10 protein-coding genes and 1 tRNA gene are annotated in these 13,316 nt (G+C 65.8%); 6 read left to right on the top strand and 5 right to left on the bottom strand.

The window, feature by feature from the left end; all coding sequences use genetic code 11:
- Positions 1 to 102 precede the first annotated feature (102 nt).
- From AB4Z00_RS14170 to pnp, 4 genes are all read left to right on the top strand, one after another.
- Positions 103 to 789 (top strand): site-2 protease family protein, encoded by a 687-nt coding sequence (locus AB4Z00_RS14170; RefSeq protein ID WP_132265082.1) that lies wholly within the window; start codon positions 103 to 105, stop codon positions 787 to 789.
- 54 nt (positions 790 to 843) lie between these two features.
- Entirely contained in the window at positions 844 to 1,776 is a 933-nt protein-coding gene (gene truB / locus AB4Z00_RS14165; protein WP_314464782.1) for a tRNA pseudouridine(55) synthase TruB, read from the top strand.
- Between the two features lie 6 nt (positions 1,777 to 1,782).
- Entirely contained in the window at positions 1,783 to 2,052 is a 270-nt protein-coding gene (gene rpsO, locus AB4Z00_RS14160; protein ID WP_132265086.1) for a 30S ribosomal protein S15, read from the top strand.
- 230 nt (positions 2,053 to 2,282) lie between these two features.
- A complete protein-coding gene (gene pnp, locus AB4Z00_RS14155) occupies positions 2,283 to 4,610 on the top strand; it encodes a polyribonucleotide nucleotidyltransferase (RefSeq protein ID WP_132265088.1) in 2,328 nt (775 codons plus the stop codon).
- A 254-nt stretch (positions 4,611 to 4,864) separates the two neighbouring features.
- Here the strand turns inward: pnp and AB4Z00_RS14150 are convergent, their stop codons facing one another.
- The 3 genes from AB4Z00_RS14150 to AB4Z00_RS14140 form a co-directional block, all read right to left on the bottom strand.
- On the bottom strand, positions 4,865 to 6,145 hold the full coding sequence (locus AB4Z00_RS14150; protein WP_442046363.1) for a sensor domain-containing diguanylate cyclase: 1,281 nt from the start codon (positions 6,143 to 6,145) through the stop codon (positions 4,865 to 4,867).
- Positions 6,146 to 6,389: 244 nt separating this feature from the next.
- Positions 6,390 to 6,463, bottom strand: a tRNA-Cys gene (locus AB4Z00_RS14145).
- A 72-nt stretch (positions 6,464 to 6,535) separates the two neighbouring features.
- Positions 6,536 to 7,951: an RNB domain-containing ribonuclease gene (locus AB4Z00_RS14140; protein WP_442046362.1), complete on the bottom strand. Its 1,416-nt coding sequence runs from the start codon at positions 7,949 to 7,951 to the stop codon at positions 6,536 to 6,538.
- Between the two features lie 148 nt (positions 7,952 to 8,099).
- Here AB4Z00_RS14140 and mobA point away from each other — a divergent pair, with 148 nt between their 5' ends.
- Positions 8,100 to 8,636 (top strand): molybdenum cofactor guanylyltransferase, encoded by a 537-nt coding sequence (mobA, locus tag AB4Z00_RS14135; protein ID WP_134095231.1) that lies wholly within the window; start codon positions 8,100 to 8,102, stop codon positions 8,634 to 8,636.
- A 27-nt stretch (positions 8,637 to 8,663) separates the two neighbouring features.
- Here mobA and AB4Z00_RS14130 read toward each other — a convergent pair whose 3' ends face one another.
- Positions 8,664 to 9,416: a winged helix-turn-helix domain-containing protein gene (locus tag AB4Z00_RS14130; protein WP_442046361.1), complete on the bottom strand. Its 753-nt coding sequence runs from the start codon at positions 9,414 to 9,416 to the stop codon at positions 8,664 to 8,666.
- Between the two features lie 133 nt (positions 9,417 to 9,549).
- Positions 9,550 to 10,749 (bottom strand): LL-diaminopimelate aminotransferase, encoded by a 1,200-nt coding sequence (locus AB4Z00_RS14125; RefSeq protein WP_134095232.1) that lies wholly within the window; start codon positions 10,747 to 10,749, stop codon positions 9,550 to 9,552.
- Between the two features lie 228 nt (positions 10,750 to 10,977).
- Here AB4Z00_RS14125 and AB4Z00_RS14120 point away from each other — a divergent pair, with 228 nt between their 5' ends.
- Complete coding sequence (locus AB4Z00_RS14120; RefSeq protein ID WP_442046360.1) at positions 10,978 to 12,882, top strand: PHA/PHB synthase family protein; 1,905 nt, start codon at positions 10,978 to 10,980, stop codon at positions 12,880 to 12,882.
- Positions 12,883 to 13,316: the final 434 nt, after the last annotated feature.

Genomic DNA, 13,316 nt, shown 5'->3' with positions numbered 1-13,316 from the left:
AGAGGACCTGCACAATGCCCTTGCGGGGATTTTCGTAGCGGCATCCGCCTCGCCCGGTCCTGCTCCATTGCAGGCGGGGGCGCTCGCCCCTAGATCAGCGCCATGAACCAGACCCTGCTGCAGGCCGCGGCGCTCATCATCCCCCTCATCATCGCCATCGTCTTCCACGAGGTGGCGCACGGATGGACTGCTCTCGCGCTCGGCGATCCGACCGCGCAGGAGCAACGGCGGCTGTCGCTCAACCCGCTGCGACACGTCGACCCGATGGGTACGATCGCGCTGCCGGGGTTCCTGGCGCTGACCGGGCTGCCGATCTTCGGTTGGGCCAAGCCGGTGCCGGTCAACCGCTGGCGGCTCAACGATCCGCGCCGGGGCATGATGGTGGTCGCCGCCGCCGGACCGGGCACCAATCTGGTGCTCGCCGCTGTCGGCGCGTTGCTGCTGGGGCTGCTGGTGCGCTTTGCCGGGAACGCCGAAGGCGCCGGACTGACCTTTGCGGCGATGAACCTCAACAATTTCATCACCATCAACGTCTTCCTGGCCCTGTTCAACTTGCTGCCGATCCCGCCGTTCGACGGATCGCACATCGTCGAGGGCCTGTTGCCGCGCGCCGCAGCGGCGCAATACGAGCGGTTCCGGCCTTACGGTTTCCCGCTGCTGATCGTGCTCCTGCTGGTGGTGCCCTACTTCTTCCCGCAATGGGGCGTGGTGCGGCGCCTGGTCCTGCCGCCGGTGATCTGGGCGACCGATCACTATTACGCGCTGGCGCAGTTCGTGGCCGGGGCCTGAGCATCCGGCCGTCCGGGCGTTGACAAACCGGCCTCGCGGGCCTTGGGGGATGCCATGAATTCCACCGTTCCTCCCCGCCCGGCCCCCCATGGCTGGATCGTCCTCGACAAGCCGCTCGGCCTTGGCTCCACCCAGGCCGTTGCCGCCGTGAAGCGCAACTTGCGCGAGGCGGGTTACGGCAAGAAAGTGAAGGTCGGGCATGGCGGCACGCTGGACCCACTGGCCACGGGTGTGCTGCCGATAGCGCTGGGCGAGGCGACCAAGCTGGCCGGACGCATGCTCGATGCCAGCAAGAGCTACCTCTTCACCGTGCGCTTCGGCTCGGAAACGGACACGCTCGACCTCGAAGGCAAAGTGATCGCGACCAGCGACGTGCGCCCGGACCAGGCCGAAGTCGAAGGCGTGCTGGCGCAGTTCACCGGCCCCATCGAGCAGGTGCCGCCGATCTATTCCGCCCTGAAAGTGGACGGCGAGCGCGCCTACGACCTGGCCCGCGCCGGGCAGGAGGTGGAGATGAAGACGCGCGCGGTCACCGTGTTCGAGCTGCGCCTGGACCGATTCGATGCGGAGGAAGGGGCAACCCTGCTCGCCCACGTCTCCAAGGGCACCTACATCCGTTCCCTGGCGCGGGACATCGCCAGGGCCCTTGGAACCTGCGGAACCGTGACCCTTTTGCGCCGCGTGAAGGCTGGCCCGTTCGACCTGTCCCAAGCGATTTCGCTGGACAAATTGAACGAAATCGGCAAGGGCGCGACGCTTGAACAGATACTCTTGCCACTGGAGGTGGGGCTGGACGACATCCCGGCCATCGACCTCGGTTCGGAGCAGGCAAGGGCGGTCCGACAGGGCCGCGTTCTGACCGAACTGCCCCACGATGACGGGCTCTACTGGGCGCGGGAGGGAACCATTCCCGTCGCGCTCGTGGAGCTTTCGAGCGGAGAAGTCCGCGTTGTCAGGGGGTTCAACCTATCGGATGTCGCGGAGTAAAGTACTATGTCGGTTACCGCTGAAAAGAAGCAGGACATCATTTCGGACAACGCACGCGTCGCTGGCGACACGGGCAGCCCGGAAGTTCAGGTCGCGATCCTCACCGAGCGCATCCGCAACCTGACCGAGCACTTCAAGGCTCACCACAAGGACAACCACTCGCGTCGCGGTCTGCTGGCCATGGTCAACAAGCGCCGCTCGCTGCTCGACTACCTTAAGAAGAAGGATGTCGCGCGGTACAACTCGCTGATCCAGAAGCTGGGTCTGCGTAAGTAAGAACTAACGGGAAGCGGCCCCTAGCGGGCCGCTTCTTGCATTAGAGCGTCTTCCAATCGGGTGGGATCACCTGATGACCCGGAAAACGCGGTAAAACAGAACCAAGGGTCCGTCCGCAATTCGGCGGCAGACCCAGGAGCCCCGAAACGGCTCCACACCGGACCGGGACGGCATACCCGGCAGTAAACCCCGCTGTTGCAATAGGGCCGGCGGGCTGAGGAAAACCTCTTATGTTCGACGTCAAAACCGTAAGCATGGAGTGGGGCGGCAAGACGCTCACTCTCGAAACCGGCCGCGTGGCCCGTCAGGCCGACGGCGCCGTCCTTGCCACCTACGGCGAAACGGTCGTGCTCTGCGCGGTGACCGCCGCCAAGTCGGTGAAGGAAGGCCAGGACTTCTTCCCGCTGACCGTACACTACCAGGAAAAGTTTTCGTCCGCAGGACGCATCCCGGGTGGCTTCTTCAAGCGTGAACGCGGCGCCACCGAAAAGGAAACGCTGACCAGCCGCCTGATCGATCGCCCGGTCCGCCCGCTGTTCCCCGAAGGTTTCTACAACGAAATCAACGTCATCTGCCAGGTCCTGAGCTATGACGGCGAAACCGAGGCCGACATCGTTGCGATGATCGCCGCTTCGGCCGCGCTCACCATCTCGGGCGTGCCCTTCATGGGCCCGATCGGCGCCTGCCGCGTCGGCTTCGTCGACGGCGAATACACGCTGAACCCGAAGCAGAACGCTGCTCTCGAAGACGGCCGCCTCGATCTCGTCGTCGCCGCCACCGGCAACGCCGTGATGATGGTGGAATCGGAAGCCAAGGAACTGACCGAGGAAGAGATGCTCGGCGCCGTCATGTTCGCGCATGACGAATGCCGCAAGGTCGTCAACCTCGTGATCGACCTGGCCGAGCAGGCCGCCAAGGAACCTTGGGAAATCGACCTGTCGGACAACACGGCCGACATCAAGGCGAAGCTCAAGAAGGCCGTCGGCAAGGACGTTACCGCTGCCTACAAGCTGACCGACAAGTCGGCCCGCTCGAACGCGCTGAACGCCGCCCGCGCCAAGGCCAAGGAAGCCTTCTCCGGCGAGACCCCGCAGCTGCAGATGGTCGCCATCAAGACCATGAAGAAGCTGGAAGCGGAAATCGTGCGCGGCGCCATCCTCAAGGACGGCAAGCGTATCGACGGCCGCAAGCTCGACCAGGTCCGCCCGATCGAATCGATGGTCGGCTTCCTGCCCCGTACCCACGGTTCGGCGCTGTTCACCCGCGGTGAAACGCAGGCGATCTGCACCACCACGCTGGGCACCAAGGACGCCGAACAGATGATCGACGGCCTCGAAGGCCTGTCGTACTCGTCGTTCATGCTGCACTACAACTTCCCGCCCTACTCGGTCGGCGAAGTGGGCCGCTTCGGCGCTCCGGGCCGCCGCGAGATCGGCCACGGCAAGCTGGCATGGCGCGCGCTGCACCCCGTGCTGCCCGCCAAGGAAGACTTCCCCTACACCATCCGCATCCTGTCGGACATCACCGAGTCGAACGGCTCGTCCTCGATGGCGACGATCTGCGGTGGCTGCCTTTCCATGATGGACGCGGGCGTTCCCGTGATCCGTCCGGTTTCGGGCATCGCCATGGGCCTGATCCTGGAAGGCGAAGACTTCGCCGTTCTCTCGGACATCCTGGGCGACGAGGATCACCTCGGCGACATGGACTTCAAGGTGGCTGGCACCGAACTCGGCATCACCACGATGCAGATGGACATCAAGATCGCCGGCATCACCAAGGAAATCATGGGCAAGGCGCTCGAGCAGGCCAAGGCCGGCCGCGCGCACATCCTGGGTGAAATGACCAAGGCCCTCGGTTCGGCTCGCACCGAACTCTCGGCCCACGCACCGCGCATCGAGACGATCCAGATCGACAAGTCGAAGATCCGTGACGTCATCGGCACCGGCGGCAAGGTCATCCGCGAGATCGTCGCTGAAACCGGCGCCAAGGTCGACATCGACGATGAAGGCGTGATCAAGATCTCGTCGTCCGACATCGCCCAGATCGAAGCCGCCAAGAAGTGGATCCTCGGCATCGTCGAGGAAGCGGAAGTCGGCAAGATCTACGACGGCAAGGTCGTCAACATCGTCGACTTCGGCGCTTTCGTGAACTTCATGGGCGGCAAGGACGGTCTCGTCCACGTCTCCGAAATGAAGAACGAGCGTGTCGAAAAGCCGACCGACGTCGTCAAGGAAGGCCAGCTCGTCAAGGTCAAGGTCCTCGAGATCGACCCGCGCGGCAAGGTTCGCCTGTCGATGCGCGTCGTCGACCAGGAAACCGGCGCCGAGCTGGAAGACACCCGTCCGGCCCGCGAACCGCGCGAACCGCGCGGCGATCGTGGTCCCCGTGACGATCGTGGCGGCGACCGTCGCGGCCCGCGCCGTGATGGCGGCCGTGGCGGCAACGATCGTGGTCCGCGCGGCGAAGGCCGTGGCGATCGCGGTCCCCGCGGTCCGCGTGACGGCGGCAACGGTGGCGGCGATCCCGACCACCTGCCGGCCTTCCTCAAGGAAGACTGATCGGCTCGGGTCTTGCGACCTGAACGAAAAGAAGAAGGGGCCGCAGCGATGCGGCCCCTTTTTTCGTGCGGTCTATGATCCGGTGCGGGGGTGAGGTGGCGGGCTGCCATCGATCGGCATGGCGTCTTCCTCGTTCTTGTAGGGCCTCGTTCGCGTCAGGCGTCGCCATGTGGAGGCGCGACGCAGCCATCCCGCGCGGCCAGACGCGACGTCGGATGGCAATGACCGGAAGCTGGAAGGTTGTCCCGCTCGTCCTAGCGCCCGGCAGCGGTGAGCAGCGGCATGGCCTTGTCGTCGCTGCGGGCACGGCGCGGGGCGGTGACCACGCGGTTCTTGCCGGACTGTTTCGCGGCATAGAGCGCGCTGTCCGCCATCGCCACCACGTCGCCTGCGCCGGTCGCGGTCTCTGGCACCGTGGCGATGCCGAAGGAGGCGCTGACCGGGGTGCCGTGCGCGGCCGAGAGCGCTTCCACCCGCTGGCGCAGCAGTTCGGCCTTGGCCGCGGCATGGTCGAGGCTGCACTTGGGCATGATGACCAGAAGCTCCTCGCCGCCATAGCGCGCGATCACGTCGGAGGGGCGCAGGGTTTCCACCAGCTGGCCCGCGACATCGCACAGCACGGCATCGCCCTTGGCGTGGCCGTGATCGTCGTTGAGGCGCTTGAAGTTGTCCAGGTCGATCATCAGCACCGAGATCGGCGTGCCGGTGCGCTGGGCCAGATTGATGTAACGCTCCAGCGCGTCTTCCATGTAGCGCCGGTTGTAGAGCCCGGTCAGCGGATCGCGCAGGGACTGGGTGCGCAGCTTCTCGCGCAGGGCGATGTTGGACAGGGCCAGCGACATCGAATCCGCCAGGGCGCGGACCACCCGCGTCACGTCCAGCAGCCTTGCCGAGGCATCTTCCGCCTCGCTGGCGATGACGAGCAAGCCGAACACCTGCCCGCGCGCCATCATCGGGACTTCGATGGTGGAAGCGCCGCCGATCGCGTGCTGGCAGCACAGCGATCCTCCCAGCCTGTCGTTGACATGGGGCTTGCCGCGCTTAAGCGCCCAGCAGCTCCCCGGGAACAGCGTGGCGGGCGGCGCGAAGCCATCCTTCCGGCTCCACGACCGCGCGAGGTCGAGCCGGTCGCGCGAATTGTTGAAGACATAGAGGGCACCGTCGAATTCCGGCAGCAGGCGTTCCGCGCTGGCCATCAGCACGGCACCGGCATCCTCGTGGTCGTCTGCGGCCTGGAGCATGTCCGCCATCGCGAAGAGTTCTTCGACTTGCGCGCGGGCGGCGCCCGTCTGGGCGACCAGTGTGAGATGCCCGTCGAGTTCGGCCACTGCGCGGCGTCCGTAGCGGATGCCGACGCCCAGCGTGAACAGCGCCGTTGCCGCTGCCATCCCCGCCAGGATGCGGGCGGTCGTGCCCTCTGCCAGAACGCTGGACACCGCGCAGACCGCGCAGCAGGCCTGAACGGCATGGACCGACAGGCGCCGTGCTGCTGTCATCGCCTTGTTCGGCGAAAGTATACTATCGCGCTTCTGCATCCGCACCCTGCTTCGTCGAAACACGCAAGCTAACGCGTGACGACTAAGGAAGCGTAACAAACACCATTAAGATGGCGTTATTGCCCATTAACTTGAAGTAATTACGTGGAAAAACCGGCAATGCGATCCGGCGCGCCCCGGCAGCGTTCCCGCAACATGCGCAAGGGCACCCGCCTTGCCGCAGCAAGTGGTGAAAAGTGCGGGATCTGGGAAGATGCTGCGCCTGGATAACCAGGGAGCAAGATGGAGGCCCGAGCCGGAATCGAACCGGCGTGCAAGGATTTGCAGTCCTCTGCGTCACCACTCCGCCATCGGGCCATCCGTGTGGAGAACCGCGCCCCTAACAACGGATCGGGACTAGCGCAACGCCCATTTTCCGATCCGGCGAATTTAATCGACAAGTTCGAAGGACAAGGCGCCCTCGGCCGGGTCGGCGCGGACGAGACGCAGGGTGACCGGGCTTCCGGGAAGCACATCGGTGACGGGGGCAGGGGGGATGGAGATCGAGGCGATCACCGGCAGTTCGCAAAGCTGCACTTGCGCCTTCTTGTCCCGCACATCGGTGATCACGGCCGGGAAAGCGGTGCCTTCCTGGCCATGAAGCATGGTCGCTTCGGCCAGATCGATCACCGAGCGGTCGACCTGGGCATCGCGGGAAGCGGCCCGGGCCATGACGCGAGGGATCTCCGGGAAGGCGGAAAGCACCGCTTCGGGCACGGCCTCGCCCTGTGCAAGGGCCAGCACGGTGCGCAGGACGTAGCGGTCGGCCAAGCGGCGCAGCGGGGCCGTGGCATGGGCGTAGGGCGCGGCCACGGCGGCGTGCCATGGCAGTTCCGCCTGATCGGCCCTGGATGGGTCGTAAGGGCGATAGCTCGCGCCGGAGCCCGAACGGCGGATCGCCAGCATGAATGCCGCTTCGGCGGGCCTGCGCGGATCGAGCCGCCGCTGGAACTGCGCGAGCGGCATGGTGGCCGGCCATTCCAGCCGCAGGGCCAGGGCCGTCGCCCGCAGGCGTTCCTCGGCCCTGGCATCGGGCATGGCCATGACGCGGAACAGCCCCGTCTGCGCGTCGAGCATGGTTTGCGCCACCGCGAGATTGGCGGCGAGCGACAGGGCGGCATTGCGGCGCTCGGAGGGGAGCTGCGGACGGAAGCCGAGCGAGAAACGACCTGCCGCGTCCCGTTCCACGACTTGCTCGGGCGGATCGACGCGCTGGGCGCCGCGGCGGTCCTCGGCCCGCTCGATCCGGCGGGCGATCTCCAGGAAGCCGTCCGGAAGATCCTCGTCCCTGACCGTCTCGTAGGCGAGCTTGGCCTGGCTGCGGATCACGGCGCGCTCCACGCCGTCGAGGCGCGAGAGGCCCGCCGGGTCGATGCGGACACTGAGAACGACCGCGGGGCGATCGACGTTCGGCAGCAGGCTGGCGCCGCCTTCCGACAGGACGGGCGGATAGAGGCTGGCCTTGCCGCCTGGCAGATAGGTCGTCGTCCCCCGGCGCCAGGCTTCCTTGTCCAGCGGATCGTCGTCGGCGACGAACCAGGCGACATCGGCAATGGCATAGTGCAGCAGCCAGTCCGCTCCGCTCGCCTCGATGGCGAACGCCTGGTCGAGATCGGTCGAGCTTGCGGGGTCGAGCGTCACGAACGGCAAGGCAGTGCGGTCGGCATGGCGCACCGGCGGGCGCCTGACGGCCTTCTCGGCGGCATCGAGCACTTCGGGCGGAAAGGCCTCGGGGATGGCGAAGCGGGTGCGCAGACGGGCGAGGCCCTGGTCCAGCAGGCGATCGGGATCGACAAGCGTCTTCATCGGGCGGATTGGAGGGCAGGTCGCCGCGAATTGCAAGCGGCGCGGCCCTCCGCCATCATCCCCGCGAAACGACCGCTTGCCCGAGGGTAGCGGAACGCGTCCAGGCGAGGATCGTTAGTCATTCCCGATTGTTCGAAAAGGTCACAGCATGATTCTCGGAGCCGTTCTTGCCGGTGGACTGTCCAGCCGGTTCGGAAGCGACAAGGCCCTGGCCGAATTCGGCGGGCATACGCTGATTTCGCTGGCGGTGGACGCGCTCTCGGGCTGGTCCGAGAAAGTCGTGGTGGTCGGGCGGGAAACCGCGCCGGCGCCCACCCTTCCAGACTGGCCGCGGCCGGGCATGGGGCCGCTGGGCGGATTGGCGGCCGCGCTGCATGCCGCCCTCGACGAAGGCTATGACACGGTGCTGACTTGCGGCGTCGATGCGGTGCTGCTGCCGGATGACCTGCCGGGCCTGCTGGGACCGGCACCGGCCTGTCTGGCGCAGCAGCCGGTGATCGGTATCTGGCCCAGTTCGGCCGCGACGGCGCTGGAGGCGCTCCTCCACAGCGATGAGAGCCATTCGGTGCGCCGCTTCGCCGAAAGCCTGGGCGCGCGTCTGGTGGAGATCCCGGCGCTGGTCGCCAATGTGAACACCCCCGGCGATCTGGCCGCGCTCGCGGGCAGGCACCCGGCCCGCGACTAGCGGAACCGGGGCCGGTTCGGGGACGGGCTAGTGCGCCAGAGAGGCGTTACGGCCATCCCCCGAGCGGGGGGCCGAGGAGTCGGCGGTGAGCAGGGTACGGTCCGCCAGCGGCACGTCGTCCGGCATGTGGAGGCGATAGCCGCCGGTGGGCGAGGTCTCGATGATCCCGGCAAGCCCCACGAAGGCCAGCTTGCGGCGCAGGCGCGACATATGAACGGCCACGCTGTTGGTTTCGGGCACAAAGCCCATCCGCCAGACATCGTAGATGAGCGCCTGCTTGCTGACGAACTGATCGATGGAATCCGCCAGACGCCAGATCAGCGCGAATTCGCGCGGATTGAGATTGAGCGGCTTGCCATCGCCGAACGCCTCGCGCGAAAGCAGGTCCAGCGTCAGGCGGCCGACGCGGCGGGTGCGGGGCAGCCAGTCGGTGAACTGCGCGAGGCGACTGGCGCGCGCGCCGAGTTCCTCGATCCCGATCCGCTCGGTAACGACGTCTCCGAATCCGATCTGCAGCAGCGACGTGCGATCCTGCGCCTCGCCCACGCCGGCCACCAGGACGCAGCGCCGCGCTTCTGACGGCAGGAAGGACAGGACCTGCATCCACCCCACGCTGTCGAGATCGGCAGCGTCGATCAGGCCGACGCAGTTCGTGGCCGGCACGCCTTCCGGATCGAGGATCCAGCCGCAGCGTTGCAGGTCAAGCCGTTCGGACATCTTCTCGGGTGCCAGCCATCGAAACCGTGGTGCGTGGCACTCGCTCTTTCCCAGATAGGTCATTCCCCCCCCAATCTGTTTCGCCAGTGGTGAAAACATGGCCTATATACTGGGACATCCCCCCTAGGGGACAACACCTAAATTCTTACAGGCGGGCTATGAAATGTCTGTAATAGCCCGCCTGGAAGCCTGAATTTTACCCCGCAGGCGTATTCACGCCCTTGGAAACGAGGAAGCGCTTGATGTTACGGGCGGCCTGACGAAGGCGCTGTTCGTTCTCCACCATGGCGATGCGAACGTAGCCTTCGCCGTCCTCGCCGTAGCCCACGCCTGGTGCCACTGCGACTTCGGCTTCGGTCAGCAGCTGCTTCGAGAATTCCAGGCTGCCCATTTCCTTCAGCGCCGGCGGCAGCGGCGCCCAGGCGAACATCGAGGCCTTGGGGCTGGGAATGTCCCAACCCGCGCGGCCGAAAGCTTCCACCATCACGTCGCGGCGCTTCTGATAGAGCGCGCGGTTCTTCTCGACGATGTCTTGCGGGCCGTTCAGCGCGGCGCAGGCCGCGGCCTGGATCGGCGTGAAGGCGCCGTAGTCAAGGTAGGACTTCACGCGCTTCAGCGCCGCGATCAGCTTGGCATTGCCCACCGCGAAGCCGACGCGCCAGCCGGCCATCGAGAACGTCTTCGACATCGAGGTGAATTCCACCGCCACGTCCTTGGCGCCCGGCACTTCGAGGATCGAGCGCGTGGGGTTGCCGTCGAAATAGAGTTCCGAATAGGCGAGGTCCGACAGGATCCAGACCTTGTTCTCCTTCGCCCAGGCGACGAGGCGCTCGTAGAAGGCCAGGTCCACCGTCTCGGCAGTGGGGTTCGAGGGGTAGTTGACGATCAGGATCGAGGGGCGCGGCACCGTGAAGGCCATCGCGCGGTCCAGCGATTCCCAATAGCGTTCGTCCGGCGTGGTCGGCACCGAGCGGATCGTCGCGCCGGCGATGATGAAGCCGAAGGTGTGGATCGGGTAGCTGGGGTTGGGGGCCAAGACCACGTCGCCCGGCGCGGTGATCGCGGTGGCGAGGCTGGCAAGCCCTTCCTTCGAACCCATCGTCATCACCACTTCGGTCTCGGGATCGAGATCGACGTTGAAGCGGCGGCCGTAGTAGTTGGCCTGGGCGCGGCGGATGCCGGGAATGCCGGAGGAGGCCGAATAGCCGTGGGCGTCTTCCTTGCGGGCCACTTCGCACAGCTTGTCGATGACGTGTGCGGGCGGCGGCAGGTCGGGATTGCCCATGCCGAGGTCGATGATGTCCCTACCCGCCTGGCGTGCCGCATGACGCATCGCGTTGACTTCGGCGATAACGTAGGGCGGCAGTCGCTTGATGCGGTAGAACTCGTCTTCCATGACCTCTGTGAATCCATAAAACACGCGGCGAAAGTGCCGCGCGGGTTCCTGTAGGGGAATAAAGCCCGAGCGCAAATGGCCGATGCGCAATTGTGAGAGGCGCGCGCGGTGGAATGCGCAACTTTTGTCTGGTTGGCGATTGCCCGGGCAGTCGATAGGAACGAGGCAATAGGAAAAGGGAGCGGGGATTCGTCCGGCTCCCCTACACGCAGCGGAGTTGCACTGCCCATGGCGACCGATGCCACCGAACTGTTCACCGAAATGTTCCGCAACCAGTCCCAGCAGGCCATGGGCCAGACCATGGAGCAGATCACGGGCCTGTTCGGCCAGCTCGTTCCCGGGAAAGGGTCTCCCGAGGCGGAAAGCGCGGTACAATGGGCGCAGATCGCCAGCCGGATGCACACGATCTGGACCGAGTATCAGGTCGAGCAACTCGGCAAGACCCAGGAGAGCCCGCCGCACTATGCCGATCCGATGAAATGGATCGCCACGGGCGAAGGGGTCATGCGGCAATTGCCTTTCGCCAGTCCCGAAGTGCAGCAGCGGCTGTGGAACGGGATTTCCGCCCTGATAAACACGGTGCTGGGGCAGTATGGCCTGGGCCCCCAGGCCGGCCTGCAGGCCGCTGCGGGCGATACTTCCGAGGCCGGTCCGCAGCTGCCGCTGCGTGACCGCCGCTTCGCCGATCCCGAGTGGCGCCGTCAGCCGTTCTTCGCGGTGCTGCATCAGGTCTATCTGCTGCTCTCGGCCGAGATCATGGGCCTGGCCGAGGCGACCGAGGGGCTGGAACCCGCGAAGAAAGCGCAGCTTCTGTTCGCCACGCGCGCCATCGTCGATGCGCTGAGTCCGGCGAATTTCCCGCTCACCAACCCGGTGGCGCTGGAAGCGGCGAACCGCACCCGCGGCGAAAGCCTGGTCCGCGGCTTCGAGAACCTGCTCGACGACATGCGCAAGGGCCAGCTCACGCACACCCGCCCCGGCGCCTTCGTGCTGGGCGAGAACATCGCCGTGACGCCGGGCAAGGTGGTGTTCGAAACGCCGCTCTATCAGCTCATCCAGTACACGCCGACCACCGACAAGGTGCTGGCCACGCCGCTGCTCATCTTCCCGCCCTGGATCAACCGTTTCTACATCCTCGACCTCAACGCCAAGAAGAGCTTCGTGCGCTGGGCCGTGGAGCAGGGGCTGACGGTGTTCATGGTCTCGTGGAAGTCCGCCGATGCCTCCATGGCCGACATCGTGTGGGACGATTACATCGCCGCGCAGATCGAGGCGATCGACGCGGTTCGTGCGCGGCTGAACGTGCCTTCCGTGCATACCATCGGCTACTGCGTCGCCGGAACGACGCTGGCGGCCACGCTCGCCGTGCTCGCGCGCAAGGGCGAGGCGGACAAAGTCGCCAGCTCCACCTTCTTCACGGCCCAGGTCGATTTCGAGGAAGCCGGAGACCTCAAGAACTTCGTAGACGACCAGCAGATCGAGACGCTCGGCAAGCTCTCTCCCGAGGGTTATCTCGACGGGCGCTACCTCGCGGCGACGTTCAACGTGCTGCGCGGCAACGACCTGATCTGGAGCTACGTCGAAAAGAACTACCTCAAGGGCGAGGACTATCCGGCCTTCGACCTGCTCCACTGGAACGGCGACGTCACCAACCTGCCTGCGCACTGGCATCGCGCCTACTTGCGCGATCTCTACCGCGACAACCGGCTGGTCGTGGCGGATTCCATGCACGCATGCGGCGTGCCGATCGACCTGCACCGGATCGCCACGCCGGTCTACATCCAGGCCGGGCGCGAAGATCACATCGCGCCGCCGCAGAGTGTGTGGAAGCTCACGCATTATCTGGCCGGACCTTGGACGTTCCTGCTGGCCGGTTCCGGGCACATCGCCGGCGTCGTCAACCCGCCCAGCTCGAACAAGTATCAGTACTGGGTCAACGACGCCCGGCCCGACAGTCTCGATGCCTTCGTAGACGGCGCCCAGGAGCATGCGGGAAGCTGGTGGCCGCATTGGGCGGAATGGATCCGCAAGCTCGACGCTGCCGAAGTGGCGGCGCGGGGCAAGCGGCGGCCCGGCGGCCGCGGCGACAAGGTGATCGAGGACGCCCCCGGCCGCTACGTCGCCATGCGTTGAACCCGGCAATACTTGCGCCGAAAATCTGTCTCCGGATCGGTGGTTTCCAAACGGCCGATCCGGACATGACGCAGGCCATGGAGAGCCTGTGCCCGCACCCGGTGCGAGGCGTCGGTGATTTCGCGACTGCCGCAAGAAGGGCAGGCGCCTTCAGGTTTTTCCGTATTTTCCGGAACTTCCGCAAGCGCTAAGGCGTTGGGGGAAAGGGGCGCTACCTCTTTCGGGAAGGATGGCCGTCACGGCGCGCAAGCCTAGGTTTGCGGCAGGAGGAGCGCTTGCTCGCTTATGTTGCAGTGCAGCATAAGCCCGTTGACTTCGCTTTTGCAAACCCATATTGTGCATCGCAGCAAAGACGAATTCCGAATCGCAGACGGGTGGGGATGAACTGAACGCGGAACGACAACGTCCGCTCGTCCCCCTGCCCAGCCTGCGAT

Origin of the sequence: Novosphingobium sp. YAF33 (assembly GCF_052113265.1) — a bacterium.
In the GTDB taxonomy this organism is placed as follows: Bacteria; Pseudomonadota; Alphaproteobacteria; order Sphingomonadales; family Sphingomonadaceae; genus Novosphingobium.
This window is presented reverse-complemented; position numbering and strand designations above follow the sequence as displayed.

Coding starts and splice junctions, on each gene's coding strand:
- AB4Z00_RS14170 (WP_132265082.1), top strand. CDS start 103: ATGAACCAGACCCTGCTGCAGGCCGCGGCGCTCATCATCCCCCTCATC.
- mobA (WP_134095231.1), top strand. CDS start 8,100: ATGATTCTCGGAGCCGTTCTTGCCGGTGGACTGTCCAGCCGGTTCGGA.
- AB4Z00_RS14120 (WP_442046360.1), top strand. CDS start 10,978: ATGGCGACCGATGCCACCGAACTGTTCACCGAAATGTTCCGCAACCAG.
- AB4Z00_RS14130 (WP_442046361.1), bottom strand. CDS start 9,416: ATGACCTATCTGGGAAAGAGCGAGTGCCACGCACCACGGTTTCGATGG.
- AB4Z00_RS14125 (WP_134095232.1), bottom strand. CDS start 10,749: ATGGAAGACGAGTTCTACCGCATCAAGCGACTGCCGCCCTACGTTATC.
- rpsO (WP_132265086.1), top strand. CDS start 1,783: ATGTCGGTTACCGCTGAAAAGAAGCAGGACATCATTTCGGACAACGCA.
- truB (WP_314464782.1), top strand. CDS start 844: ATGAATTCCACCGTTCCTCCCCGCCCGGCCCCCCATGGCTGGATCGTC.
- AB4Z00_RS14140 (WP_442046362.1), bottom strand. CDS start 7,951: ATGAAGACGCTTGTCGATCCCGATCGCCTGCTGGACCAGGGCCTCGCC.
- pnp (WP_132265088.1), top strand. CDS start 2,283: ATGTTCGACGTCAAAACCGTAAGCATGGAGTGGGGCGGCAAGACGCTC.
- AB4Z00_RS14150 (WP_442046363.1), bottom strand. CDS start 6,145: ATGCAGAAGCGCGATAGTATACTTTCGCCGAACAAGGCGATGACAGCA.